This window comes from Nitrospira sp. T9 (assembly GCF_052156535.1).
Classification (GTDB): Bacteria; Nitrospirota; Nitrospiria; order Nitrospirales; family UBA8639; genus Nitrospira_E.
In genome coordinates, this window is the sequence record NZ_JBQKUP010000034.1 from 273371 (window position 1) to 298525 (window position 25155).

At 53.4% G+C, this 25155-nt stretch carries 23 protein-coding genes; 19 read left to right on the plus strand and 4 right to left on the minus strand.

All coding sequences use genetic code 11. From position 1 onward, the window contains the following. Nucleotides 1–77: 77 nt before the first annotated feature. Entirely contained in the window at nucleotides 78–425 is a 348-nt protein-coding gene (locus ACTRXD_RS09820) for a hypothetical protein (RefSeq protein WP_442431631.1), read from the minus strand. A 476-nt stretch (nucleotides 426–901) separates the two neighbouring features. Between ACTRXD_RS09820 and ACTRXD_RS09825 the strand changes: the two genes are divergently transcribed. Continuing rightward, on the plus strand, nucleotides 902–1201 hold the full coding sequence (locus ACTRXD_RS09825; RefSeq protein WP_442431632.1) for an FmdB family zinc ribbon protein: 300 nt from the start codon (nucleotides 902–904) through the stop codon (nucleotides 1199–1201). Nucleotides 1202–1531: 330 nt separating this feature from the next. Here ACTRXD_RS09825 and ACTRXD_RS09830 read toward each other — a convergent pair whose 3' ends face one another. Continuing rightward, the gene (locus ACTRXD_RS09830) at nucleotides 1532–2056 is read right to left on the minus strand and encodes a MerC domain-containing protein (protein ID WP_442431633.1); all 525 of its coding nucleotides are present in this window, start codon (nucleotides 2054–2056) and stop codon (nucleotides 1532–1534) included. Nucleotides 2057–2393: 337 nt separating this feature from the next. Between ACTRXD_RS09830 and ACTRXD_RS09835 the strand changes: the two genes are divergently transcribed. The 4 genes from ACTRXD_RS09835 to ACTRXD_RS09850 all read left to right on the plus strand — a co-directional run bounded on the left by ACTRXD_RS09835 (nucleotide 2394) and on the right by ACTRXD_RS09850 (nucleotide 3908). Beyond that, the gene (locus tag ACTRXD_RS09835) at nucleotides 2394–2822 is read left to right on the plus strand and encodes a Fur family transcriptional regulator (RefSeq protein ID WP_442431634.1); all 429 of its coding nucleotides are present in this window, start codon (nucleotides 2394–2396) and stop codon (nucleotides 2820–2822) included. 4 nt (nucleotides 2823–2826) lie between these two features. Then, nucleotides 2827–3252 carry a MerC domain-containing protein gene (locus ACTRXD_RS09840; protein WP_442431635.1) on the plus strand — a complete coding sequence of 142 codons (426 nt, stop codon included), beginning with the start codon at nucleotides 2827–2829 and terminating at the stop codon, nucleotides 3250–3252. Continuing rightward, nucleotides 3242–3373 (plus strand): hypothetical protein, encoded by a 132-nt coding sequence (locus ACTRXD_RS09845; RefSeq protein WP_442431636.1) that lies wholly within the window; start codon nucleotides 3242–3244, stop codon nucleotides 3371–3373. Before ACTRXD_RS09840 ends, ACTRXD_RS09845 begins: the two co-directional genes overlap by 11 nt. A gap of 232 nt (nucleotides 3374–3605) precedes the next feature. After that, nucleotides 3606–3908, plus strand: a complete 303-nt coding sequence (locus tag ACTRXD_RS09850) for a hypothetical protein (RefSeq protein WP_442431637.1) — start codon at nucleotides 3606–3608, stop codon at nucleotides 3906–3908. Between the two features lie 157 nt (nucleotides 3909–4065). Here ACTRXD_RS09850 and ACTRXD_RS09855 read toward each other — a convergent pair whose 3' ends face one another. Then, entirely contained in the window at nucleotides 4066–4476 is a 411-nt protein-coding gene (locus tag ACTRXD_RS09855) for a hypothetical protein (RefSeq protein ID WP_442431638.1), read from the minus strand. An 11-nt stretch (nucleotides 4477–4487) separates the two neighbouring features. Here ACTRXD_RS09855 and ACTRXD_RS09860 point away from each other — a divergent pair, with 11 nt between their 5' ends. From ACTRXD_RS09860 to ACTRXD_RS09920, 13 genes are all read left to right on the plus strand, one after another. Beyond that, nucleotides 4488–6608, plus strand: a complete 2121-nt coding sequence (locus tag ACTRXD_RS09860) for a sensor histidine kinase (RefSeq protein ID WP_442431639.1) — start codon at nucleotides 4488–4490, stop codon at nucleotides 6606–6608. Next, nucleotides 6605–7384 carry a LytR/AlgR family response regulator transcription factor gene (locus ACTRXD_RS09865; protein WP_442431640.1) on the plus strand — a complete coding sequence of 260 codons (780 nt, stop codon included), beginning with the start codon at nucleotides 6605–6607 and terminating at the stop codon, nucleotides 7382–7384. Before ACTRXD_RS09860 ends, ACTRXD_RS09865 begins: the two co-directional genes overlap by 4 nt. 316 nt (nucleotides 7385–7700) lie before the next feature. Then, nucleotides 7701–8048 carry a Flp family type IVb pilin gene (locus ACTRXD_RS09870; protein WP_442431641.1) on the plus strand — a complete coding sequence of 116 codons (348 nt, stop codon included), beginning with the start codon at nucleotides 7701–7703 and terminating at the stop codon, nucleotides 8046–8048. Nucleotides 8049–9150: 1102 nt separating this feature from the next. Continuing rightward, on the plus strand, nucleotides 9151–9498 hold the full coding sequence (locus ACTRXD_RS09875) for a Flp family type IVb pilin (RefSeq protein WP_442431642.1): 348 nt from the start codon (nucleotides 9151–9153) through the stop codon (nucleotides 9496–9498). 278 nt (nucleotides 9499–9776) lie between these two features. Then, complete coding sequence (locus ACTRXD_RS09880; RefSeq protein WP_442431643.1) at nucleotides 9777–11855, plus strand: pilus assembly protein N-terminal domain-containing protein; 2079 nt, start codon at nucleotides 9777–9779, stop codon at nucleotides 11853–11855. Then, nucleotides 11852–12781: a TadE/TadG family type IV pilus assembly protein gene (locus tag ACTRXD_RS09885; RefSeq protein ID WP_442431644.1), complete on the plus strand. Its 930-nt coding sequence runs from the start codon at nucleotides 11852–11854 to the stop codon at nucleotides 12779–12781. Before ACTRXD_RS09880 ends, ACTRXD_RS09885 begins: the two co-directional genes overlap by 4 nt. Further along, a complete protein-coding gene (locus ACTRXD_RS09890; RefSeq protein ID WP_442431645.1) occupies nucleotides 12778–13803 on the plus strand; it encodes a hypothetical protein in 1026 nt (341 codons plus the stop codon). Before ACTRXD_RS09885 ends, ACTRXD_RS09890 begins: the two co-directional genes overlap by 4 nt. 67 nt (nucleotides 13804–13870) lie before the next feature. After that, nucleotides 13871–15100: a Tad domain-containing protein gene (locus tag ACTRXD_RS09895; RefSeq protein WP_442431646.1), complete on the plus strand. Its 1230-nt coding sequence runs from the start codon at nucleotides 13871–13873 to the stop codon at nucleotides 15098–15100. Nucleotides 15101–15114: 14 nt separating this feature from the next. Continuing rightward, complete coding sequence (locus ACTRXD_RS09900; RefSeq protein ID WP_442431647.1) at nucleotides 15115–16335, plus strand: AAA family ATPase; 1221 nt, start codon at nucleotides 15115–15117, stop codon at nucleotides 16333–16335. Nucleotides 16336–16348: 13 nt separating this feature from the next. Next, on the plus strand, nucleotides 16349–17803 hold the full coding sequence (locus tag ACTRXD_RS09905) for a CpaF family protein (RefSeq protein WP_442431648.1): 1455 nt from the start codon (nucleotides 16349–16351) through the stop codon (nucleotides 17801–17803). After that, complete coding sequence (locus ACTRXD_RS09910) at nucleotides 17790–18653, plus strand: type II secretion system F family protein (RefSeq protein WP_442431649.1); 864 nt, start codon at nucleotides 17790–17792, stop codon at nucleotides 18651–18653. Before ACTRXD_RS09905 ends, ACTRXD_RS09910 begins: the two co-directional genes overlap by 14 nt. A gap of 11 nt (nucleotides 18654–18664) precedes the next feature. Then, nucleotides 18665–19627, plus strand: coding sequence for a type II secretion system F family protein (locus ACTRXD_RS09915; protein WP_442431650.1), 963 nt, complete (start codon nucleotides 18665–18667; stop codon nucleotides 19625–19627). 40 nt (nucleotides 19628–19667) lie between these two features. Then, nucleotides 19668–20435 carry a tetratricopeptide repeat protein gene (locus tag ACTRXD_RS09920; protein WP_442431651.1) on the plus strand — a complete coding sequence of 256 codons (768 nt, stop codon included), beginning with the start codon at nucleotides 19668–19670 and terminating at the stop codon, nucleotides 20433–20435. A gap of 232 nt (nucleotides 20436–20667) precedes the next feature. Here the strand turns inward: ACTRXD_RS09920 and ACTRXD_RS09925 are convergent, their stop codons facing one another. Then, nucleotides 20668–23370 (minus strand): AMP-binding protein, encoded by a 2703-nt coding sequence (locus ACTRXD_RS09925; RefSeq protein WP_442431652.1) that lies wholly within the window; start codon nucleotides 23368–23370, stop codon nucleotides 20668–20670. A gap of 298 nt (nucleotides 23371–23668) precedes the next feature. Here ACTRXD_RS09925 and ACTRXD_RS09930 point away from each other — a divergent pair, with 298 nt between their 5' ends. Then, nucleotides 23669–25075 (plus strand): HD-GYP domain-containing protein, encoded by a 1407-nt coding sequence (locus ACTRXD_RS09930; protein ID WP_442431653.1) that lies wholly within the window; start codon nucleotides 23669–23671, stop codon nucleotides 25073–25075. Nucleotides 25076–25155: the final 80 nt, after the last annotated feature.

A 25155-nucleotide genomic window follows, 5' to 3' on the forward strand; every position in this document is an offset into this window, starting at 1 on the left:
CAATGGTTGTCCAGGCATCTGGTGTGTATGCCTCCCGCCTGCATTATCAGGCAGGCGGGACTGATTCGGTGAAGGAGTTAACCCACCTGGACCATGCCGTGGTTGTCGCAATGAGCATCGTGAGGAAAATGCAAATGACCATCCACCAGGTAGTCGAAATGGTCGCCGTGTGGAACCGTTTGATGCCCGCATGTAGGCCCATGACGATGGGAGGATTCATGGGCATCGCAATCGTGGTTGGGCGTACAATCGGCGGGATTCGCAGCCCCTACAGCTAAGGTGTGTTCATCCACATGTTCATTGTGCGGGAAATGCAGATGTCCATCATGAAGGTAATCCTGATGGTCCTCGTGCCGGATAAGGGTATGGCCACAATCGGGACCGTGTGTGTGGGGATGTTCGTCATGAATACGATGGTCGCTCATGATGCCTCCTTTTACTATTTGTGAACCCGTCTTTCCAGGGAAATTTCACATACCACCTTAGAAAAATCTGGAAGGATTGTCAAAAGATTGTCGCTTATGGACACCGTTGTTTTTCTGGTGCCGGAGCAACCCTCACCATGAGCGGCTTTTTCTTTCATTGGTAGAATCCTCTCTTAATGGAAAAAAGGCGAAAGATGTTTAAAGGTCATGGTGAGGCAGGATGTATAGAAAGAGTAATGCCCCGTCATTCGTCGTGGCTGACCACACATGGCTTACCTAATCCCTTCGTGGGATTGCTGTTGATGACTGGTTAGGATCGAGTTATGAGTAAGCCGACGGGGAATGCTCAGTTGCCTTTTTTCTTGCGGTCCCCCGATGATTCCTGGAAGGCGCACGAAATTTAAATTCTCAGGTACACCTAACCGGCAAGAAGTACTGTCGAGGGAAATGATTATTGACTGATATGGAGAGACTGTATGCCCATTTATGAATATCAAGCTTCCTATTGTCTTCGATCGCTATTTTGTTCCAAGAGGTTTTCCTTTTGGCGGAACATGTCTGACCCTCCCGTCACCGAATGTCAGGAATGCGGAGTCCCACTGGAGCGGGTGATGTCCACATTTTCTGCGGCGGCGGATATTTTGGCGTACGGTTATGCCGTTGCCAATCCTCCAGCCGGATCGCAAGCTCCTCCCGCTACCCAAAAAAATATCTTTGGAGGGGGATTGGGGATTCAGGGTTGTGGCCACGATTGTCGAACGCATCATCGATCTTAAGAAAGAAGGATGCTCTAGAAGTCAAAAGTCAACATGAAATCAGCGCAATGCCCTGCTGTATGCGGCTCTAGCAAGTTGATAGAGCCCTTGCAGCTTATCTCCCTTGCCTGAGTAGGGCCTTGAAACGGAACTTTCCGAAAACTGAGATTTTTTTGTGGCTTGGATGCTTTGCGAGGGAGAGGTGGAGCCTTACGGTCTTGCGCACCTATGCGTGGAGACAGGTGTTTGCCATGAACAGGTGTGCGTTCCCATGCGAAATTCATAGCAGATTTCAGGACATTACTGGGGAACGAATCTTCCTTTTTCTCCGATCTGACGAATCAGGCCAATTCATGAACACTCATTCTTTCCCGGGTCAAGGAAGTCCCCGATTGACGTATGGATGTGGGGCACAGGAAGAGACCGGTGTGATGCAGATTTGTTCCCGTTCGAACACGTATGTGCATGAAGTCTGCAGCCTTGGTGATGTACCCGTCGATTCAGCCATCCGGCTCCAATCAACACTCCCGCGCCGCTGATCATGAACAGGGTTTCGCCGGCCTGACCACCTTCCCACCAAACGCGACCATACATCATGAGTAGGAATCCTATTCCGGACAGGATGAGCGGGGCCGGTTTTCGATGGAGAGGGATGCTGAGTATTTGGCTTCCCAGGGCCAGGCATCCCACGATTCCCATCAGGATCCAGTCGAGGGTGTGCGCGGTTTCCGGAAAGAAACGGGATGAGATTTCCGTTTGTGATCCGAGGACAAGAGGAAGAACTACGGCTGCGAAGGGGGTCAGTGAGCATTCAATGGCACAAAGGAATGAGGCGGTCATTCCCGCGCGCGACAGTTTGTCTTCGAGTGTGTTCATCAATTGTTCCTGTGTGAGAAGAGCGTAAGGTTTACCTCATGATAATGGCAGAACGGATTTTATTGCCATCAGGGAATGGCTAACTTGAGCGCATGATGAAGAACTGATTCAAGGCTGCGCTCCCATCTTTAGATGATATCGGGTCCTCCGTACCGGACTTGATCCGACTCTGGCGTATATCGCTGGTTCATGTCGTTGGAAAGTGAGGGGGATTGGCAGATGGTTGGCCGGAAATGACCATCCATTTTTATTTTCATGCAGATGAAAATTTCTTTTATTAGGGTTCCGTTTTTTATGAATCGATGGGCGGGAAAGCCGTCAATTGGGTGCGGAGAAAGTGAGCCGGTTACAAAAAAGGTATAAAGAAGCCTTACGGACAGGGGGGTACCGGTTTACCCGCCCGAGGCAGGCGGTTCTGCAGGTGCTACAAAGAGCCGGCCATCCTTTGAGTGCCTTGGAGGTGTTTAGGCGATTGCAGGAAGATCACGTGTCGATCGATCGGGTCACGGTATACCGGAGTTTAGCGGTTCTGTCCCGGCTGGGATTGGTGGCGCAATTGGCGTTTGCCCAGGAGGGGCAATTCCGCTATGAATGGCGGGATGGTCGTGCGCTCTCCTCCCATGTGCGTTGTCAGAAATGCGGAAGAATTGAATCGCTTTGTCTTCCCTCGTTGAAACGACTCAAATTCCTGATTAAAAGTAAGACCAGTTTCCTCGTAAATGACCAGTCTTTGGAATTCAACGGTTTATGCCCCGACTGTCAATGAAGCCATGAAATCCTTTGGTCTTCATCTTTCAAAGATCGGGTCTTTGGCGTCTTTGGTTTGCGCCATCCATTGTGCTCTCACGCCGATAGTGCCGTTAAGTTTGCCCTTCATTCTTGCGCATTCGTCCGGGGAATGGAATGGGATTCTGGAAATGATGTTTGGTGAAAATACCGAATGGCTGTTTCTTGGAGGGATCGGGCTGCTGGCAGGATTCGGATTATTAGCCACCTATCCCGTTCATCGTGACAGGAGGCCTGCTTATTTATCCGGAATCGGTGTGGGTGTGTTGTTGATCTCGCGTGTGTGGATGGATCACCAAAGTCCCGGAGAGATCGCCCTGGATATTACGGGGGCATGCGTCATTGCCTGGGCCGGATTTTGGAACCGGCGGCTTTGCCGTTGCGCAGGCTGCCATCAACATGAGCAATAAACGCCGGACACTGTTTCTGTGCGGGAATGGTGTTCTTTCCGGTCAGGAAGGGTGCCGGCAACCAGAAAATGAGGGGATGGAAGAGCATGCAGAGCATTATGGTATCCGCAGCGGGGAATAAGCCCTTCGCAGGAACCTGCCACATGCACCTGGTTACATCATAGGCTCCAAAGCGAACTGCGTCGGATTTCTGCAGCGTAGTCCCCAAGGCCGTGGGTTTTTACTAACTGCCTGCCAGTATCATGCAGCCCAAAAAGCGAGGGTGGGATTCGGTTCTCGTTACGGGCGTCGATGAATTGAAATGCTCCAAGTGCCTTGGTTAAAGTAGTTCAATTGTTCTATTATTGAAATCCATGAAAATCCAGCACAAGATCATTGGATTTCTTCTTGCCATCATCCTGGCTATCCTGCCCCTTTCTTCGGCATTGGGTGTCCAGCATATCCTGGCCGGCGCAGACCTCCCCGGCCATGCCCACTCGGATTTCGATCTCTGTGATTGGGTACATCTTCAGACGACAGGTTCCCTGTCGTTCGATGCGAACTCTTCATGGCTTTGTCTGTTTCGATCAGGCGATATGGTGGTCCAGGTTCCCTCACGTTTCAACAGCCTCTCGGTTATTTCCTCCAGTTCACCTCGAGCTCCTCCCCAATCGTAATTTCCAGCATTTCTCAACCCGTATTTCGAAAAACGGCAAATAGCTTTGAAGTCCCTCCGGTCTTTTGGACGGACGCGGACTTTCGTTCCGTCGATATCGGGATCTTGGGCGTGTCTGCTCTAGCTTCCGTCTGCATCCCGCGTTAGGGAGATTTAGTCTATGAGACGGATAGTTGACGGTCCAGATAGGAGGATGAAAGGTGCCGGAGCCGACGTAATTGGAGGCTGGTGTGGATGAACATGATGCCGACGATTCCACAGGCAACGGCCGGCTTCACGATAGAAAAGATGAGCAGCAACGTCAGAAAGAGAGTCATCATCATGTGTGTTCTCATGGGTTGATCTGTAGGGGTGATGGCTGTGGGCATATGGTTATGTTCGGCCGAATCCGGGCCTGGCTTGAGAGCGGACAAAGAGAAAGATCCGGATGAAACCCTGACCATCAATGCCGGGATTAAACGACCATTGATGGGTTGAAACCGACCACTCGTCAGGATAGCTTCGTGGAAATAATCTATCGGCTCTATGATGAGGCGCAAATTTTTGGAAGAAAAGGAAATGGTTGTCATGGAACAGGACCATGTTGACTGAGGTGTCCGATTTCTCCGTCTCGTTTATCCCCCACGTCAGCGGGTACGCCATCGGCGTGGTTTTGTATGCCATGTTGTTGTGGCTGGTTATCCGGGCGTTGCAGGAATCGCCCCAAAAGAGTCAGAGCGAACCCTCTGCGCAATCACCCAGATGGCTTGCATGTTGGACGGCTATTTTAGGCTTGCTATGGAATGTTGGAGCCCTGCTGGCCTTTCTGCTTCCGAATTTACACCTGACCGCACCGCTTCCGGTGTTATATGCGTTGGCGGTCTCCGCATTGGGGTTTCTTCCCGCTGTCGTTGTTTTGGCTATGGTTGAAACGCAGCCCATGGGTCTGCCTGCCTGGATTCGTCGAATGATTTCCGTATCCGGTTTTGTGTTAAGCGGGTGGGCATCCCTGATGCACCTGCATGCTGCTCTGATCGGGGAGTCGGGGAGCATGTCCGGAACAGCGCTCCAAGTCATGGTCTGGGGCTATCTCGTGTTTCTGATCTGGCTCCTGGCTGTCAGGGTCCGGACGGAAGGGTGGGATTATATGGGAGGAATCGTCGTTCTTTCCGGATTGGCCATTGCGGTTCTTCCCTTCAGTCAGCATGAGAGCGGGGAATATTCCTGGGGCATGGAGCTTGTCGGTCATCACGCGAACCTCCTGTTGGCCCTGGCCATTCTCTATCAGGACTACCGCTTTGCTCTGGGAGACCTTTTCTTGAAGCGGGCGTTATCGTTTTTGGTGTTGGCCCTGGTAACGCTTGGTGCCTTGATCACCGTTGGGATTCCGGTGTTACTGCTCGACCCGGACCATGAAATGGCCAACCTATCCCGGCTTGGTGTTTTTTTAGCACTTTGGATCATCACGGCGCTGGCCTATCCCTATTTACAAAAAGCGGTGATCTGGCTGGTGGATGTCGTCGTGTTGCGGCGTCCGGACTACGATCACCTCAGGCAGAAGGTAGCAATCGCTGCTAATCAGGAGGAGGAGCCTGAACGGATTTTGTTCCGTGTCGGTGCGTTACTCCAGCCTGCTCTGTTGGCCAGACGGATTAGCTGGAGGCCTTGGAGCCTGGAAGGCGAGGCCGGGCCTGAATGGCCGGGTCAGGTCGGCTTGTTGGACGGGGATCGTGCGGAAGAATCTCCGGCGAGTCGAGGCATCTCCGTGGGGAGCCTGGTTAGAAAAGGGAGCAGTGGGTCTTCCTTGTCCCGGTCTTGCGGAGAGGAATTCCTCGTGTTTATTCCGACCATGGAATTGCCTCAATACGTTCTGGTGATCCAGGGGCTTCTTCATCGAAGGCGATTGCTTTCGGACGACCTGTTCCTGTTGGAAGCCGTGGCGCATATCATTGCCCGAAGGATCGATGCGGTGCGTTCGGCCCATGAGCGCTGTGCCGTCGCCATTCGAGAACAGGAAATGAGAAAGCTCACCATTGAGGCGGAACTCCGGGCTCTTCGCACGCAATTGAACCCTCACTTTTTATTTAATGCCTTGACCACTATCGGCTATCTCATTCAAACGGCCCCTGCGCAGGCGTTGGACACGCTCATGCGGCTGACGGAATTGCTGAGAGGCGTGTTGAAGCGCCTTGAAGGGGATTTTTCCACCTTGGGTCAGGAGGTAGATTTAGTCCATGCCTATCTCATGATTGAACAGGCGCGTTTCGAACGGCGGTTGGCCTATCAAGTCAATGTGCCGTCAAATTTACGAGACCTGCCGGTGCCGGCTTTGGTGTTGCAACCACTGGTGGAAAATGCAGTGAAACACGGAATCCAAAAATGTGCCAAGGGTGGGGTCATTAAAATCGAGGCTGAAGTGGAGCACCGGAAAATCGAAAATGGTCATGGAGCATGGAGGACTCGTGATCTTGTGATCAAGGTGCAGGATACGGGACATGGGCCGGTCGGCAAGGGGCAGGAGGTCGCCTGGGGAACCGGAATCGGGTTGGCCAATATTAAGAAACGTTTGCAATTACATTATGGCGATCATGCTGCGTTTTCCATGCATCGGAGTCCGAAGCTTGGCACGATTGTACGCATCCGTATTCCTCTTGTTGGTTCGAGCGATCTCCTGGCAGAAGAATCCGAATGCCTTCCTTCCGGCCAGGGGGCGAAAGAATGAGCGGAAAACTCCGGGTCATTGTTGTTGACGATGAGCGGCCCGCACGGTCATTTCTGATGACGACCTTGAAGACTCTTGATGATGTCGACATTGTGGGAGAGGCCGAGAGCGGTGAGGACGCGATCAGGCTGATTCAACGGGAACAACCCGATCTGGCATTGCTGGATCTTCAAATGCCTGGACTGGATGGCCTTTCCATGGTCAAGGCCATCAAAAAAGGGCATATTCCGTTGATTGCGTTTGTCACAGCCCACAATGAATATGCCATTGAGGCGTTCGATATCGAGGCCATCGACTACTTGTTGAAACCGGTCGACCGCACGCGATTGCGAAAAACCATCAAACGGGCAAAGGAACGTCTGGAACGGGAAGATGTCATGGCGAATGAATTGGAAGCTCGACCGCGCGGCAAGGAGGGAGCCTCTCCGGAGAATTCAGATTACATTGACCGACTCCCGATCAAAAAGAAGGAAGAGATCATTTTCCTGCCGGTCAATCAGATTGCCTCTATCGTCTCGGATGGAGAGTTGATGCATATCACCACGTTTCGAAAGGAACGTCATACCATCAGCCACCGGCTCAAGGCTCTTGAGGCCAGACTGGATCCTAGGCGATTCGTGCGTTTGGGTCGCGGGACTTTGGTCAATGTGGAGTCGATATGCCGGGTGGCTACTATGCCGGGAGGGTCGTATGTCGTCACCTTGACCAATACCCAACAACTCAGAGTCAGCCGCAGTCAGTCACGTTTTTTACGGCACCAAATCTTGAGGTTGTAAGAAGTCTGCCTTGAGGACCGGTCCCTTGCCGGTTTTCCCTTCCCTTCTGCCTTAAGCCAGTCATTCAGGCCAATCAACCGCTCATGAAAATATATGACCGTTCGTAAAAAAAGACTGTGGTTTACGCGCATCCCGCCTTTATAAATTGACAGGCATTCGAAATGAAAGTTTATGGAAAGCCGTGTAGTCCGTTCAGTGACAGGTTTCCGGAAATCGTAAGTCTCAGGCGAGTGCCCGGACGCTCGAAGGAGGATTGTCCTCTTTGACCCCAGAAGGGTGCATGAGGTGTCAACTTTACTCAAAGGAGGGTTTTTCCATGTTTAAAAAGTTACGTAGTCAAGCAGGCGCGGCGTTGGTGGAATACAGTCTCCTCGTCGCGGGAATTGCCTTAATCGGAGCGGCCGCCGTGGCGGTATTCGGCCACAAAACCTCGGATATGATGGCCGCGGTCGCTGCGGTGTTGCCCGGGGCGCATGCTGACGATAATGGCCCCATTGTCAGCGGTAAGATTATTGAAACCGCAGATGGTCAAGGCCCTGGTGGCAATGCCATTGCCTTGGATATTGGCGGCATTGTTGCCAACGCCGGCACCGAACGGCTAGGAAATAATTTTGGGACCACTACGAGTATTTCGACATTGGTTGTCGAAGCTCAATCTGAGTAAGCTCCCTAGGGTTTGTACATGCATGCGAGTAAAAAGCCTTCCCGGTCGAGTCAGGCCGGGAAGGCTTTTTGTTGTCTGTCGAGCACATTCAACAGGTTGGGGGATGCAAGTCATTTTGACAATTAATGATAGTGAAGTCGTCGCGAGGCACTAATAGGATCCCGGAGAAGTCCTCAGACGGCGTGCCTAGCCTGCGACGCAGAACGAAGAGGCGCGGCAACCAGGTCGTGGTGGACGAGCCAAAACGGGGCAATTCTGAGCATCCTGCTTGGGTCATCTCTGTCGTTTGAGACTTTACTGCCTCTGTCGCTTTCAGCAGGCAACAATAGTTGTTCCGTAATCTGCCTCAAACGGGTACATATCGGTAGGGTTATGGGATCGCGGAGTATGTAGCGACATTCAGGTTGCCCTGAGAGATGATTCAACAACCAAATGACTCACGCCCACAACTCAGGCCAATCCGAATGTTGCAAACATATGAGGGTGATAGGTCACCCCACCCGGATTACATACCAATCGCTTAGGGCTAGCGTTAACCAGTCCCGTTTTGTTGGGCAAACCCAGAGTTTGTAAGAGACCTACACTGTTGGGAGTGTTGAATAATAAAGATTTTCAAGGGCAAATTTGCCCAGGATTAGATTACTCATCAAAGGCTCCGGGTCGGTTCAAAAAAGCATGCCCTGAGTCTTCCCGAAGGGTCCGTCCAGCAAGGCCGCAGCCGTTTTTTCGCGCGGAGCGTACGCTTCGTACGTGAGCATGGAAAAATGGCGAGAACGCCGCTGGCGGCTTTTTTCAACAGACCCCTGTTCTTCGCTCTCTCACCGGTTTTCGCTTCCACCACTTCAATCCAGTCATATAGGCCATTAACTGCTCATGACATGAATGTAACTGTTCAAAAAAAGAAAGTGGAATACATGAGATGGCGACCTTATACGTGAACAGATAAGGATGCCTTCTTAAATTCCATTAACCCATTCAGTCAAAAACCAATTCCGGATTACCAGGCCTTGGGCGAGCGCCCGGACGCTTGAAGGAGGATTTGTCTTCTTTGACCCTCCAGGGTCCTCAAGGCGTCAATATCACTTAAAAGGAGGGTTTTCGTATGTTTAAAAAGTTACGTAGTCAAGCGGGCGCGGCGTTGGTGGAATATAGCCTTCTCGTCGCGGGAATTGCCTTGATCGGAGCCGCCGCCGTGTCGTTATTCGGCCATAAAACCTCGGATATGATGGCCGCGGTCGCTGCGGTGTTGCCCGGGGCACATGCCGACGATAATGCCCCGATTGTCGCAGGAAAAATCATTGAAACCAGTGTAGATAATGGACCCGGTGGCGATGCCATTGCCTTGGATATTGGTGGCATTGTTGCCAACGCCGGCACCGAACGGCTAGGAAATAATCTTGGGACCACTACGAGTATTTCGACATTGGTTGTCGAAGCTCAAGCTGAGTAAGCTCCCAAGGGTTTGTGTATGCACGCGAGTGAAAAGCCTTCCCGGTCGAGTCAGGCCGGGAAGGCTTTTTGTTTGAGCCGTCCATTGGTAAAAAATAGCCGTTCATTGGATGACTCTGACAGTCCAGAAGAATCACCTCGTGGGCGAGCGAAGTAATCTCCTATAAGACCTTTACAGTCGGACCATACACGCCCTTGCAAGACATGTGAGGGAAGAGCGGATTGGGCCTGGAGCAAGATAGAACCGGTGTGTAGATGAACGAGGGTATAACGAATAAAATGAAAGATAATCCAGCCGGATTGCCAAAGCCTGTCACTCTGGGCTATCTGAATGTCCGGCGTATGAGCCTGCTGGTTAGCCTGATCTTCCTGCTTCTTCTTCCCACCGCAATAGCCCAAACGCCCTCTTCGAAGCTATCCCCAAGGACAATAGTTCTTAAAAAATCCCCGGAGTCTCCTACCCCTTTGCGCGTGATTGTGGCACAACACCGACGTGTGTTGATTGATGATCCGGTGCAGCGGGTTGCGGTGGGTGATACCTCAATCGTTTCGGCTCAGCTGATTAACAATAAGGAAATCTTGTTTCTTGGTCAGCGGCCAGGACGCACCTCGGTCATTGTCTGGCTTCAGTCAGGAGCGATTCGCCATTATCAATGCAATGTGCAGTTGGATCTTTCCGTTCTGCATGCGGCTTTGCATAACGTTCATCCCAGCATCGGTGTGACCAGCGCTCCGGACCGTGACGCCTTGATTCTGACCGGAAAGGTTCCTGATGTGACCTATTCTCAGGCGGCGGAGGGAATCGCGCAGAAATATGTGAATGCCAGAAAAGGAGAAAGAAAGGCAGGTCAAGGGCCCTTTGTGAAAAGTTCCGGCGGGCAGCGGGCAAATCAATCTCAGCCCGGAAGGTCGAGTCAATCCTCGGGATCATCCAGCTCTTCTTCCGATGATGAGGGAGATGGAGAATCCCCATCAAGCGATTCCTCAACCCACGTTGAAGTCGCGGAGGCCATCCCTGTCGGCGGCACCATTATCAATCTGATTCAATTGGATACGTTGCCGGCTACCCCCGAGGAGCGCATGCAAGAGGCAATCCGGAATCTTGGGGGTGAGCAGGTGACGGTGCGGCGAGTCAAACGAGGTATTGTGCGTGATGATGAGCAGGATGTCTTTGTCCTGGAGGGGTCGGTGAAAAATCAAGTGGCCCTCTTGCGTGTGCTGGAGGTGGGTTCCCGAATGCTGATCGGCGAGGGGGCCACGCAAAAGAATATACGGGTTGTGGGGGATGAAGCGGGGGCGTTGGCCGGACGTTTCGCTCAACAGCAGGGGGGAGGGCAGCAAGGCCGACTGATGATTGGTGGGGGCGGCGGAATTGGCCAGTTGTTTGGAGGAGGAGGAGGGGGTGGTCGGTCGGGTCGCATCACTAACCGGGTGGAATCGAATCTTGCCCGGGCCAAAGTGATTGAAGCGGCCCACGGACGTATTATTTCTTTTCTTCATGTGAGGGATCTTCCGCAAATTCGGGTCAACATTAAGCTCTATGAAGTTAATCGGACAAAACTGAGATCCTATGGCTCGGACTTTGTCGGGACCTTTGACAATTTCGGGTCAGCCCCCGAGTCCGGGGCCCGAAACATTTTGGGTTTTCTGACTGGTACGCTTGTAGCCGACACATTTATTCGAAGCGGCGAATTTGCCATTCGATCAGTCTTCTCGTATTTGGAGAGTCTGGATTTGGCGCGAAGCCTGTCCTCTCCTTCGCTCACTGTGCTGTCAGGAGAAATCGCAGCTTTTCTGGTTGGAGGAGAAGTCCCGATTGAGCAGGCATTTTCCCCGTTTTTCGGGGGTGGAGAGACCACTGGTGCGGCAGGGGTTTTTCAGTTTGTCGAGTTTCGTGAATTTGGGATCTCTCTTCGTGTTCGCCCGCTGGTGGGAGAAGACGGGGATCTCACGATCGACGTGGTTCCGCAAGTGGTGACACCTGATTTGACCTTGACGGAGGGCATCCAAGAGGCTACTGGAAGCGATCAACCCACGACATCTTTCAAAAATCGGTCCATGCAGACGAGCGCACGTATGCAGGATGGCCAGGCCATCCTGATTGGAGGTCTCGTCTCGCGTGACCAATCAGATCAGCAGGACTTTATTCCTGGAGTTCGTGATATCCCGGGGTTGGGTTGGTTGTTTCGACGGTTTACGCAAAACGACGAAGAGGTTGAACTTGTGATTGTCATCCATCCTGTCATTATGAGGGAACCGATTCCCGAGGTGGGCCTCTGGGCTTTTCCCGCTCTCACCGACTATCGGCCGGCTTGGGAATTCAAGTCATGGCCGGCACCTGAGGAGAAAGGCTTGTGAAGCGGAGTATGAAAGCCATACTGACCAAGGCTCATCCCCCCCTTGGTCCGGTTGCATCCCAGCGTGGCGGGGTACTCATTGAATTTGCCTTTCTGTCGTTGGTGTTCTATGTGCTGGTTGCGTTGGTTGTGGACATCGGAAAAATGGTATTTGCCGCTCAAGTGCTCCAGGATGCCGCCCGTGTGGCCGCCAGGGAATTGTCATTGGTCCCCCTTCCCGCCGCCATGACCTTTGAGCAAGCGTTGGAGGATCCAACGGTCCTGGCCCGGGTATTCGATCCGGCCTTGCTGGTCATCGATCTCGACGCGTTTGGCGATGACGATGTGGCATTTCAATCGTTTCTGGATCAATTGCCGATGGTTAATAAAATGTTGAGGCCGCTCATGATTTTCGAACAGGCTGACATTCAAGGTTCCCGCCGTCGATTGCTGAGGTTTCCCGGTGCGCTTTTGAATGATCCTTTGGCTCCGAGTGGTCTGGGAGTGGGAATTCCACGGGTGGAATCCCGCGGGGCGGATGGCGTGGAAGCCATTCGATGGGTTCCGGTTCTTGAAGAAATCACGAACGGCTCTTTCAGTCTGGTGCCACTTGACCCCGAGAATCCGCCTCCTCAACGGGGTCTGGTGGCGGTTCGCATCAATTATCCGTTTCAAGCGGCGATGTTGAGCGGGTTTCAGCAAGGTCCGGGAGGCCCGTTTGAACCGAACCTGGACAATCGCATTCAAGCGGACGATGAAAGCGTCGACGATTCCATAAATGCTCCGTCGCGCGGGACGCCATTTGGGGTTGGTGACTTGCCTGAAGTAGGCGTGTACGGCGGACGTTTCGGATTGGGAGGACAATTGGCTTTTGGCGGTGAAACGCTCAGGCCCTACAGGAAGCTTCTTTCCGCTCAAGCCATTTCCAGGCGGGAGGTGTTCTTATGAAAACTGCCGGGTTTCACCCTCGATCGCCGTGGGTCAGATTTGTGTCGTCCCCGTTTTTTTTGGCGGGCATGCTTGTCGTGATTCTAGGGGGATTGTGGGTGTCCGGCCTGGTGAACCCTTGCTGGTTCGGAGTGAATTGCGGGCCTTCCACGGAGGGGCTGGTTGCCGTTCCGGTCAGCGCGCAAACGATTCCGGCGTTCACCCAATTGAACCGTCAACATGTGTGGAATGCCGGGAAAGGGCAGCTGTCTGTTGTGCTGCTTCCCCCGGAACAGGTGACCGAGGTCATGAAAACCGATTTAACGGACATTCTCGGTCGTGTCCTTGGGCGAGAGAAGCCTGCCGGATATGTTTTCACGGAAGTCGATTTTCTGCCGCGTGGTTCCCGTCCTGGGTTAGTCGGGGGGATTCCCCCAGGGAAGCGGGCGGTGCGGGTCGAAGCCGGTCAGGTCAGCGGGTTATATGGCCTGAATCCCGGAGATCGCTTCGACCTGATCGCGACATTGCCGATCGACGCGGATGGGAAGGATAAATCATTGACCATGGGAGGAGTCTATGGTCAACAATTAGCGCTCCAGGCGAATTTACATAATTGGGCAAAACAAGCCACCGTGCGGGTGCTGGTGCAAAACGGTGTGCTGGTTCAATCGTTGACGACCCGGGAGATTCCTCTCTCGATGAATACGCTGACCCAGGGTCTTGTGGTCAAAAAGAAGCCTGTTCAAGAAATCGTCATCGCGGTGGACCCGGAAGAAGTGGCTTCATTGACCGAAGCCGTGGCCGTGAAGGCCGAGATTACGACCATTCCTCGTTCAGGACATCCGGACGATCCCAGGGACAGCGAGACACCGGAATCCCAACCCTGGAGCCCCTTTGGGAATACGTTGGCTTTAGGGAAGTCGTCTGGCGGGATTTCAAAAAATGGAAATACGGAATCTTCGCTCACGTTTGTGGAAACCTTGAACGGATCGGGGGAACGGGAGTTAATTACCGTGCCTGTTGCGTCGGATCAGGAGAAATAGTGCGATGTTATACACGATGCGCGTTCATGCTTGAACGCGACACGTTACGCTTTGGGAATGTCAGGCTATGTTGGTGCTGTTCGTTTTGCTGGTTTGGGGAATGCTGGGTATTGGCTCGCTAGTGATCGATTGGGGGTATGTCAATCTCACCAGAGTGCAAATGCAAAATGTTGCAGATGCCGGTGCGGGGGAAGGCTTGCGTCTGCGTGATGTGGCCCCAGAGGATCCGGTTGCCAGTGATCTGAACCGCCGGGTGGCGGTGAGCCAGCTGGCCGCATGGACGTATGATGATGATTTTGATCTGACCGACGATCTCCTGCAGTTTGGTGCGGGGCCTGATGTGTTCCTGACTGGAGGACAAACCGACCTCAATGCGATGCAGACAGTAGACGTTCGGTCGGCCCCCGTCTACAAACCGATGTTGCAATGGAATGATGAAGCCAATGCCCGACATGGCGATATGGTCAGCGGGACGTTTGGGATTCCCGATCCCGGTTGTTCGGTGGAAGCCCCGCACAGGGAATGTGCAAATTATACCCGGATCGATTTCGTCCCGGCTGAAGTGAACGCCAGTCCGACGGCCGATGCCTTTCTCGTGCGATTGCGGCGCTCCATAAAACCGGAACCCTTTCAAGGTCAGGCCGGCGTCGATAATGTGCCGGGAGTGAGTTCGGCCGGCCCGACCCTGCCGCTGGTGTTAGGACTTGGCTCGCCTCTCCAGGCCCAAATCGATTCGCCTGGAATTCGTTTTACGGGCCTAACTGTGCGGGCGACCGCGATTGCCGATGCCCGCCCTGTTCGAGGGGTGGGTCTGCCGGATACCTTGTCCGAGCCTCCCCGTCTGGGTGTTGCCCCATTTGGTCTTGTCCGTGCCGGCTGGCGGGATTCTCTGGTGGTGGATGTTCCCAGTCCGGGTACCGTGGATTCTTCAGGGGTCGTGGCGGTCGGGTCCACGGCAATCGGCCGGTTTCTCCTTCCGGTTACGAGCATTGGCGAACCTGTTCTTGCTCGATTTCCTGAAGGGGGACCGGTGACGATCGACGGATATGCACCTCTCTACGAAGATTTTTTGGGGACGGAACGGGTGGTAGGATTTGCACGGGTTGAAATGACTGGAACCGCGCCCGGTTCGGTCCAGATTATCAGGCGACCGGGTCAAGTGGCTGTAGAAAATGCCACCGTCACTCTCCTGCCTGCATTTCCCCTTCTGCCGGAACCCGAATTGGCATGGTTGTTTCAAGTTAATCGTGACATTCAGGAAGAGGGAGCCCTGCTGGCTCCGGCGCTGGTTCGTTAGGGATTGAACGTGTAATGGAAACGAATCTCCATATCCTCGTGGTAGGGAAATCCCCTGGACTCCGCGCGGAATTTGATTCCGCGCTTCAGGGTGTGGGCAGTTACCGATGCGTCACGGTCTATGCCGAGTCATTCCGCCATGCGGAAGAGCTGGCCAGGAACCGCCGGCCTCAATTGATTTGTGTCGAGATGAATGGAGATCTTCGCGGCTTGAAGGAGTTTACGATTGATGTGTCTCAGATGTTGCCGGGAACCGCTATTGCCGGCTTGTACAAGCCCGATCTTTTTGAATCCGATCAATCGGAAAGCGCGTTTATTCTTGAAGGCGTCCGGGCGCGTATTCAGGATTTCCTCCGGCACCCGCTCTCTAGCACCGAAATTCGACAGGTCCTCGACCGGGTTTTTGTGCAGGGAAAGACCAAATCCAGCTTGTCCCCGCTTGGCCATATCGTCTCGTTTGTCAGCAACAAAGGAGGAGTGGGGAAATCGACGATTTCAGTCAATATGGCGTGTTTGCTGGCCAGTCGCCATCCCGGCCAGGTGTTGCTGGTGGATGCGTCTTTGCAGTTGGGCGTTGCTGCGGTGATGCTTGATCTGAATCCCCGAACGACCATTGTGGACGCAGTTCGTGAAAAAGGACGTCTTGATGAGACGTTGCTTCGCGAATTGACCGTGTCTCATCCGTGCGGGTTGGCGCTTCTGGCCGCGCCGGGGAATGCGGCCGAAGCGTCTGAGGTGGATGAGGAATCCATGTATCGTATTTTGAACTTAGCGCGACGAACGTTCACGTACGTGGTGGTTGATACGTTTCCCATGTTGGATAGTGTCGTGATGACGGTGTTGGATCTGTCCACCTTTACCTTTGTCGTGATGCAGGGAACGGCGCCCAATGTCATTGGCACGGCCAAACTGCTTCCGATTTTGGAGGGGCTTGGATGTCCGGTCGAGCGTCAGCGTTTGGTCCTGAATCAAAACTACCGGAATTTTGCCGGAAATTTGACGCAAATGGAGATTGAGGAGCGGTTGATGCGAGAATTCCATTATGTCTTTCCCTATCAAAAGAAACTGTTAACCTGCGCCAATCTCGGGGAGCCGTATGTGCTCCAGGCTATCCGATACTTCGGGTTCGGACGTAGCGCACATCTGTTGGTTGGGGAAATTGAGCAGTTAGCGGACCGTGCCGTTGCCGCGGAAATTGATCACTTGGCGAAACTGATGAACGAGGAGCCGGCCTGACCGTTCCCTGACCATGAGCGAACAGGATTTCCCATTACCTTCGTCCCCAGAGAGCCGGCCGCCCGTTCCGTTTGGCAAATCATTAAGTGCGGATACGGCCTCGAGGCTCAAGGCTGCGCTGAAACGTCCGGCGATGAACGTGGTCAAAGACGAAGCATTGCTGGATGATCCATTGGCGCGAGTCAAGCATGCCGATTATCTGTCAATTAAAAGCGCCCTTCAGGAGCGACTCCTGAATGAAATCGGAGAACATTTGGCCGCTGGACTCAATCATGAGGATGTATCGGCCGTAGTGAAGGAGTTTACCGCGCGGATTTTAGAATCGGAACACATTCCTTTAAATCAGGCGGAGCAGGGACGGCTGGCCGAAGAATTGACCGAGGAAGCCATTGGTTTGGGTCCCTTGACTCCGTTGTTGGCCGATCCGGCTGTGACGGATATTCTTGTCAACGGCCACCAGTCAGTCTATGTGGAGCGGTATGGCCGGTTGGAAAAAACTGACGTTCAGTTTCTGGACGACGATCATGTGATTCGGGTGATCGAGCGGATTGCGGCGCAAATGGGCCGGAGGGTGGATACGGCCTCTCCAATGGTGGATCTGCGTCTGGCCGATGGCACGCGGGTCAATGCCACCCTGCCTCCGGCGACGATCGATGGGCCGACCCTCTCCATTCGGCGGTTTGGCGTCCGTCGGCTACGGCGAAATGATCTCCTGGGGCTGGGAACGCTGTCGCCGGATATGGCGACGTTTCTGGAACTGGTCGTTCGTGGCAAAAAAAATCTTCTGATTTCGGGTGGAACGGGGGCCGGGAAATCCACCTTGTTGGGGGCGTTGTCGGAGTCCATTCCCTTTCACGAGCGCATCATTACGATTGAAGATACCGCGGAATTGCACCTGGATCAGGAACATGTGGTCCGGATGGAAACCCGACAGCCGAATATCGAGGGCAAAGGGCGGATTATGGCCAGGGATCTGGTGGTGAATGCCTTACGGATGCGGCCGGACCGGATCATCGTCGGGGAGGTTCGTGGGCCGGAATCCCTGGATATGTTGCAAGCTATGAATACCGGTCATGAAGGCAGCATGAGCACGGTCCACGCCAATTCTCCTCGTGATGCGTTGTCGCGGTTGGAAACTATGGTGCTTTTTGCGGGCACGGAATTGCCTTCCCGTGCCATTCGAGAGCAAATGGTTTCTGCCCTTCATCTTATTATTCAGGTCCGGCGGTATGAAGACGGCGTGCGCCGGATCGAAACGATTGCGGAAATGACCGGCATGGAAGGCCTGACCCCTCTCATGCAGGACATCTTTCAATTCCGGCGGCGAGGGTTTCGGGGAAAGCGTGTGGCCGGAGAATTTGTGCCGACCGGTATCGTTCCAAGAGTGGTTGAAGAATTGCGTGAGCAGCATATCGACATTCCCTTGTCCCTGTTTACCGGAGGAAGAGATCTCCATGGGTTTTCGTGAACTTGCGGGGTTGATGGCGATTGGTCTGATTGTCGGGCTGTGCGTCTGGTGGTGGAGAAACTTCTCTTTTCGAATGGCCACTCAGGCCAGGCTTGCGCAGGATGGGGCAGGGCGGGAATCCCCGCAGACCGGCCGGTCGGTCCGGCACGTATTCCCTCCCCGCTATCGGATCATACCCGCGTGTCTAGGGGTGGGGGCGAGTGTTGGCCTATTTTATTTCGTGGAGTTCTCTCTCCCGTTTGCCGGAGCCGCAGGGCTGATGGTTGGCGTGCTAGGATTTTTATTGGAGTCTATTATTGCCGGCAAGCGCTTGAGCCGCATTGAAACCCAATTGGCCGATTCGATCGATCTGATGGTGGGAGCCTTGCAGGCGGGATTATCCCTCCCCAAGGCGCTGGATACCGCCCGACAGGAGTCTGCCGCGCCTCTACGGCCATATTTGGATAACCTTGTGCGGAAAATCCGTCTGGGAGAAAACCCCGCATCCGCAGTTCGAGAATTAGGAGAGCGGGTCCCGTTAGAAACCTTTCAACTGTTTTCGCTGACGCTCTCGGCCCAGTGGTGGACGGGAGGGAGTCTGGCCCCCACCTTGTCCGTTGTGGGAAGGACAATTCGGGACCGGATTGAACTCTCCCGGCGTATTCGGACGCAAGCCGTAGAGGCTAAAGCCTCGGTGATCGGGGTATTGGTCATATCCTATGTGTTGACGTTCATCATGTGGAGGGCGAATCCCCGCCCGCTTGAGAATTTTTTCAATAGTGATATTGGATCCTTGCTGGCGGGAGCCGCTATCGGATTGCAAGCGTTGGGCATCGTGTGGATTAACCGGATCAGTCAGGTCAAATTTTAGGTGAGCTCGTCATGGATCGTATGTGGTATTTCGGCCTGATTATTGTCGCGATTGTGGCATCAGTCATGCTGACGCCCTGGGCGGGAATGTTTGTTGCGCTCCTTCTGCTCTTGTTCGGGATGGTTGCTTGGGCACGTCGTCACCGGAGTGCTGAGCGGGTGCGGGACACTCTGGGGTCGGAACGTTCTGTTCTGGATCTCGGACGGGGACGCTCCGATTGGTGGCTGCGCCGGTGGTTGTTTTTGGCGGGGTTCCGCGGACGATTGGCGCCCGTGGTTTTTATGGGACTTACCGGAGGAGCGCTCGCCCTTGGAATTGCGAGTGCGTATGTTATGAACCGGTCTGGCGTGGTCGATGTGATGGTGGTACCACTGCAGGGTATTCCCGGAGGAATCGGGGAGGCTTTTGTTTCCGTGGCCTATGCGGGCCCCTGGATTGTGCTTTCCCTGTTAGCCAGCATTCCATTGCTGATGGTTCGTGCGTCCCGTCGCCAACGAGTCATGGATGTCGATCATGATCTTCCATTGATGCTGGAATTGTTGGCCACCCTGACAGAAGGGGGGCTGAGTTTTGATGCGGCCTTGGATAGAATTCTCGGGGCACAGTTTCGCACCAGGCCTTTGTCGCAGGAGTTTCGTACTTACCATCGAGAGCTGCAACTGGGTGTGTCCAGATTGCAGGGTCTTCGACGGCTGGCCTCCCGTTTGGAAGTGACTTCCGTCTCGTTCCTGATTTCCGCACTGATTCAAAGCGAACAGGTGGGGGCAAGTATTGCCACGACGCTTCGCCGTCAGGCCGACGATCTCCGTAACCGTCGCCGAGAGCAGGCCTTAATGCTTGCGCAAGCCCTTCCCGTCAAAATGGTGGTTCCGCTCATTCTCTGCTTTCTCCCGGGAATATTTGTGTCCACGCTTGGTCCCTCGTTACATCAACTGGTGAACCTTGTGAGCGGGATAACGGGAGGGATTCGGTGATGGTCTGGCCTGTGAGGCCCTACACGGAAGAGGAGTCGACGTGAAGATGTGGTCTGCCTATGGGTTGATAGTTGGTCTGCTTGTCTGTTCGGCTTGCGCCGATGCCCCTTATCTTCGAAATCAATACGAAACGGCCTGCGCGGTGCCCGATCTTCAACTGGCCGAAGCGTGGGATTTGCTGGAGGAAGCCCGATCGACTCCTGGCGGATGCGACCGCGATGCCCGGGGAATGGATCGTTGCCGTGCGCTACACCGTGAAATCGAAAGAATTGCGTTTGTGTGTCCCAACCACATTCCTTCTTTGATGACGACGGCTGTTCTGGCCTATGAGGACAAGGATTTTGCGAAAGCCTCGGAACGGCTCTCATCCATTTTGAATTTGGTCAAAGTGCACCCGGATGCGGCGGTGTTGCGGGCACGGATTGCTCTGGAAGAAGGGAATCTCCCGTTCGCCCTTACCTTCCTGAAACAGCGCATGGAGCTGTCTCCTGACCATGCTCAGCTCCGGGAGGTGTATGCGGCCACCCTGTTTCTTTCAGGGCGACTTGAAGAAGCCAGGACTCAATTGGCGGTGGCCGAACAACTCGGGGCTCCTCGATGGCGGGTTGCATATCATCTCGGCCTGTTTGAAGAACGGAAGGGGGAGCTACAGAAGGCTCGCCTGCTCTATCAAGAATCTGCGGATTTAAAGGCGGACTGGCATCTACCCATTTCCCGGTTGCATGGGCTCTTGGCCAAGCCTCTTTCAGGTAAAAAGCCGTCTGCTCTGGATGGAGGTTATTTCGAGCTTCCTTCGCTTCTCAAGTAAAACCTTGTTTCTTTTGTGTCTACAAAACCCGCGCTCTCCCTGGTCGGTCGTATATGATATGTGAAAGAGGAAGAATGTCGAGCATCCCTCTTTCCTTTTTTGGGTTAAGGACAGTTACTGCCATTTAAAACTCTGGCCCATGCGTTGTATGCTTTTCTCTTGCCGGAGGTTTGGGGACAGATGTCATGTTCGGGCACGAAAAGGTTAAAAGATTCCCCCCTATTATTAAAGGTTAAAGTGATGCCACCGCGTCACGGATTTGTCTTGTGGCGAGAAGGTGAGGGTCTTCCCCTTTGGTTGTCCATGTTTCAACCATGGATGGGGTGAAGGTTTGCCCTTCCCCAAAAGTGAGGGAAATGGGATGACGTTGAGGTGTCTTGGCATCGGGAGGCCAGACCTGAAAACTTCCTTCGATTTTGACCGGGATAATGGGGATGTGTAATTCACAGGCAAGAACCCCGAGACCTTTCTTGAATGGAAGGAGCTGCCCGTCAAGGCTCCGTTCCCCTTCGGGAAAAATCAAGAGGCTTTTCCCGTTCCGGAGAAGGGCGACTGAGGCCTTGAGAACATTGACCAGGGGCGTCTCCGGCCCCACGGGAATCACATGACCCACACGCGCTACCCATCGACGAAAAGGTGATCGAAAAAACGGTTCCCAGCCAAGAGTGTAAAGTTGTGAAAAGGTGGATGGTGGAACGGTCGCCAAAATAATAAAGGGATCAACAAAACTCAGATGGTTGGCCGCCAGGATAAAAGGTCCCTCCTTGGGCAGATGTGTGATGCCTTTGACGGTCAATGGGAAGGTTATACGGGAGAGGCTTCCGACAATAGCCATGCCTATCTGTCCAATGATTTTATTTCCTCTGGAAAGCGGCGCGAGGACGGTCTTTGTCAGGGCTGGAGGGAGTGGGGTTCCGAAGATTTGATGCCAGGAGGAGGAGGTTTCTGTGTCATCAGCGGGAATTTGCTTGAGGGTCATGAGCTTGGTAATGACGTCACGCACCGTAACGACTTCTCCCATAAACGTTTCCGGGACCGGTCCCAACCGGCTTTCGAGGGCTGCTTGAAATTCGACGCGTTTCAATGAGTCGAATCCCAAGTCCAGGTCCAGGTGATCGTCCAACCGTAGGGCGCGGTCGGCGGAAATCAGCCCGATAAGCGTTTGGATAACCGCTTGGCCAATGGTTGTTTGGCGAATCTCCTGGTCGGTCTCAGGTTCCTGCTCCGGTGCGGGTTCAACGGCAGTCTCCTTAGATTGCGTCATCGCCCGAACAAGATGTCGCTGAATTTTCCCTAAGCGCGTACGTGGGAGGGGATCTTTGATGAAGTTCACACCACTGATCCGTTTGTAGGAGGGAAGGGTTGCGGCGACACTATTCAGCGCATCTTTGATATAAGTGGCGGAATCATGAATTTTGTGTTCTCGTAAATAATCAAAATTTGGGACAACCACGGCATGAAGATGTTCGCCCTCCTCACCAGCCCGGGGGAGTCCAAGGACACAGAGTTCGGCGATTGCCGGATTCTGTTGGTACGCCTCTTCCAATTCTTCGGGAAGAATGTTTTTTCCTCCAGGTGTGACGATCAGTTCCTTGATGCGTCCGGTGAGAAACAGGTATCCGTCTGAGTCCAGATAGCCCAGATCTCCGGTGAAAAACCAGCCATCACGAATCGCCTCTGCCGTTTCTGCCGGTGCTTGGTCATAGCCCTTCATCACATTGGGCCCACGTACCACCACTTCTCCTATTCCTTCTTCGTTTGGCCGATCGATTCGCACCTCGACGCTGGCGAGTGGTGGACCGACGGAACCCGGTTTCAGTCGAGACAAGGAACTGAAGGCAATCACGGGCGCCGTTTCAGTGAGCCCGTACCCTTCTCGAATGGTAAATCCAAGGCTCCCTAAGTCTTTCGAGATTTGTGGATCGAGTTTGGCTCCGCCGCAGCACAGAAGCCGAAGCGAGGAACCAAATCGGCGGTGAACAGGGGTAAAGATACGGCGTCCCGGGTTCCAGCGGGTATGGGTTCTCACAAAATCCGACAGGCTGAGTAGAAGCGTGATGAGCGGACGGACGAATGCGGGACGCCGGGCGAGTTCTTCAAATATTGACCGACGAATCATGGCAAAAATTTGAGGGACACCCACGACGATTGTGATCCCGGTCTCCTGAAGACATTGCACCAGATCCGGTCCCTTGAGTGAAGTTAAGAAGGTCATTCTGGCGCCCAGGAGAATGGGAACAAGGTAGGCAATCATAAAGGGATAGGCATGGTGCAGAGGGAGCATAACTAAAAAATTGTCTTCGGGTCCCGCTAAATCTTTCCCCATAATGTCTTTGGCGTTGGCCATAAAGTTGCGGTGCGTGAGTAGCACGCCTTTGGGTTTTTTGGTGGTGCCAGAGGTATAGAGTAACGAAGCCACATCGTCCGGATTCACTCCCCTATCGACGGACGGTTTTTGCTGTCCTTGTGATATGAGATCTTTCATGGACAGGTGGGGAGATGTGGTAGCGGGATCCATGTTCACGACGGTGATCGTGGTGGGAAGGCCTTGTATTAAGGCCACGGTTTTTGAGCTGACGAAGACGAGCCGACTATTGGAAGTGGTGAGGAAGGACAGCAGTTGCTCCTGTGGCATTTGAATATCCAGTGGAACGGCTGTGGCGCCGACGGTGAGGATGCTGAGATGAGCAATCACCCATTCCGGACGATTTTCAGCCACGAGTGCGACACGGTGGCCCGGACCAAGTCCGTGTTCATGAAGACTGCCCGCCAATCCCCGAATGAGCCGTGACACTTCCCCATACGTGTGTTGTCGATACCTCTCCCCTTCTTTTATTTGCATGACCACATGATCGGGGGCGATGGCCGTGAGTGCAAAAAAGGCCTCGGGAATAGTATCTGGAAGATTGGTGGGAGCGATGGGAGAAGCCTGCATCGTTTGTGTCTCCTGAGAGGGCTGTCAAAAACGATTCGAAACCAAGTCTACCCGAAAGGGGACATGGTTCCAAGGCAAGACTTGGGTAGCGGGAACCACGCCTAAAAAAGGGGCAGATTGGGGTGGTGAGGCTCGCTCGGCATGAAAGGAAAAAGGGATTATTCACTGTCGGCAGGTGTCAAGACTTAACCAATAAGGAAAATATTCCGAAAAAGCCTGGAGCTTTCTGCTTAGTCCCATAATTGTAGTCATTCCCCGAATCGATGTTTTGATGTATAGCTGAAAAAGAGATTGTTCTATGCCGTTCTTTAAAGTTGAAGATATCCGGGATCTTCGGGTCGGGACGTTTGTCAAACTCGAAGGGTCCTGGTTCAGCCATCCTTTTCCCACGAATACCTTTCAAATTAAATCCTCTGATGATCTGACGACCATTCAAGCCCTCAAAAATGTCGTCATTCTCCAGGATCCCGAACGGTCGGTTTCTTTCGATGTTGAGGATGTTCCGGATGAAAACCGGCGTCCCCTGGATCATGAGGAGAGCGTCAGTAGGGAGGAAGACACGGAGGCCATTTCCGATTCAACATTCGATGACCCGGAAGACGACGAACCACTGATAAAAGAATCTTCCCTATCCTCAATCCTGGACCGGCGACAGGATTACCATGAATTTCAGAATCACCTGCGTAAGATTGAAGGGGCATATCAAAAAACCCTGGGACAGGGGAATGAATTGTTCCGGCAACTGAGTGATCGCAGGCAGTCCGGACGGAAAACCGCGGATGCAATGATCATGGGTATTGTCACTGCCATACAACATCCCAAAACGGCGATGTCGTTAATCGATGTGGTCGGCAGTAACGGGGCCACGTGGGGCCTGTCTGAACATGCCCTCAACGTATGCACCCTCTCCCTCCTCATCGGTCGTCAGTTGGGTTTGGAAGTCGAGGGATTACTTGAGCTTGGGCGTGGAGCGTTGTTTCACGATGTGGGTTATCGCGCGTTACCCATGAATGTCCGATTTAGTGCGGTTGGTATGAAAGTCCAATCGGATCCGGAGTTGAGGCTACGACATCCGGAGGTAGGGCGACACCTGATGGCCTCCTTCCCGGATACCAGTCCAGCCGTATTGGAAATGATTGAACGGCATCATGAACGACTGGATGGTTCGGGGTTTCCGAATGGTATGAGAGCGGACGGCCTTTCATTGTCGACAAAAATCGTTATGGTTGCGGACCATTATGATGAACTTTGCAATGCTCCTGACCTACAAACGAGTCTCACCCCTCATGCCGCGTTGTCCCGACTCTTTCGCCACGTGGTTATGAAGGGAGAATCGTCCAGATTCTGTCCGGAGGTGGTGCAAGCCCTAGTGCAGGCCATTGGGGTCTATCCACCGGGGAGCCTGGTGGAATTATCGGATGGATTTCTCGGGGTCGTGGCACGGATCAATATTCATCATCCCACCAGACCGACGGTGTTGTTATATGCGCCCTGGATCTGCCGAAACGATGGGATGTTGGTCAATTTGTCACAAGAGCCTGAGTTGGAAATCAAGCAGGCCCTCCATGTGAAGGATATACCCCTGCCTGCCCTGGCCTACTTGAGCCCCCGCCGAATGGCCATGTTTGTGCATGCAACCGAACCTACCACTGTGGCGTCCAACAGCAGGCAGCGTCAAAATTTTAAGCCAAATTTGAAGCGGTAGTCTGGGTATTTGTGAAATGAGACGGTTGAGTTTCATGAATACCGTAATTCCGAGACAAATGGTAGGGCGTTAATTGATCC

What these genes read in the sequence shown, in the direction of transcription:
- ACTRXD_RS09880 (WP_442431643.1), top strand. Translation starts at nt 9,777, where the DNA reads ATGAAAGATAATCCAGCCGGATTGCCAAAGCCTGTCACTCTGGGCTAT.
- ACTRXD_RS09830 (WP_442431633.1), bottom strand. Translation starts at nt 2,056, where the DNA reads ATGAACACACTCGAAGACAAACTGTCGCGCGCGGGAATGACCGCCTCA.
- ACTRXD_RS09910 (WP_442431649.1), top strand. Translation starts at nt 17,790, where the DNA reads ATGGGTTTTCGTGAACTTGCGGGGTTGATGGCGATTGGTCTGATTGTC.
- ACTRXD_RS09870 (WP_442431641.1), top strand. Translation starts at nt 7,701, where the DNA reads ATGTTTAAAAAGTTACGTAGTCAAGCAGGCGCGGCGTTGGTGGAATAC.
- ACTRXD_RS09865 (WP_442431640.1), top strand. Translation starts at nt 6,605, where the DNA reads ATGAGCGGAAAACTCCGGGTCATTGTTGTTGACGATGAGCGGCCCGCA.
- ACTRXD_RS09905 (WP_442431648.1), top strand. Translation starts at nt 16,349, where the DNA reads ATGAGCGAACAGGATTTCCCATTACCTTCGTCCCCAGAGAGCCGGCCG.
- ACTRXD_RS09915 (WP_442431650.1), top strand. Translation starts at nt 18,665, where the DNA reads ATGGATCGTATGTGGTATTTCGGCCTGATTATTGTCGCGATTGTGGCA.
- ACTRXD_RS09875 (WP_442431642.1), top strand. Translation starts at nt 9,151, where the DNA reads ATGTTTAAAAAGTTACGTAGTCAAGCGGGCGCGGCGTTGGTGGAATAT.
- ACTRXD_RS09855 (WP_442431638.1), bottom strand. Translation starts at nt 4,476, where the DNA reads ATGACAACCATTTCCTTTTCTTCCAAAAATTTGCGCCTCATCATAGAG.
- ACTRXD_RS09845 (WP_442431636.1), top strand. Translation starts at nt 3,242, where the DNA reads ATGAGCAATAAACGCCGGACACTGTTTCTGTGCGGGAATGGTGTTCTT.
- ACTRXD_RS09860 (WP_442431639.1), top strand. Translation starts at nt 4,488, where the DNA reads ATGTTGACTGAGGTGTCCGATTTCTCCGTCTCGTTTATCCCCCACGTC.
- ACTRXD_RS09825 (WP_442431632.1), top strand. Translation starts at nt 902, where the DNA reads ATGCCCATTTATGAATATCAAGCTTCCTATTGTCTTCGATCGCTATTT.
- ACTRXD_RS09900 (WP_442431647.1), top strand. Translation starts at nt 15,115, where the DNA reads ATGGAAACGAATCTCCATATCCTCGTGGTAGGGAAATCCCCTGGACTC.
- ACTRXD_RS09895 (WP_442431646.1), top strand. Translation starts at nt 13,871, where the DNA reads ATGTTGGTGCTGTTCGTTTTGCTGGTTTGGGGAATGCTGGGTATTGGC.
- ACTRXD_RS09890 (WP_442431645.1), top strand. Translation starts at nt 12,778, where the DNA reads ATGAAAACTGCCGGGTTTCACCCTCGATCGCCGTGGGTCAGATTTGTG.
- ACTRXD_RS09925 (WP_442431652.1), bottom strand. Translation starts at nt 23,370, where the DNA reads ATGCAGGCTTCTCCCATCGCTCCCACCAATCTTCCAGATACTATTCCC.
- ACTRXD_RS09820 (WP_442431631.1), bottom strand. Translation starts at nt 425, where the DNA reads ATGAGCGACCATCGTATTCATGACGAACATCCCCACACACACGGTCCC.
- ACTRXD_RS09840 (WP_442431635.1), top strand. Translation starts at nt 2,827, where the DNA reads ATGAAATCCTTTGGTCTTCATCTTTCAAAGATCGGGTCTTTGGCGTCT.
- ACTRXD_RS09930 (WP_442431653.1), top strand. Translation starts at nt 23,669, where the DNA reads ATGCCGTTCTTTAAAGTTGAAGATATCCGGGATCTTCGGGTCGGGACG.
- ACTRXD_RS09850 (WP_442431637.1), top strand. Translation starts at nt 3,606, where the DNA reads ATGAAAATCCAGCACAAGATCATTGGATTTCTTCTTGCCATCATCCTG.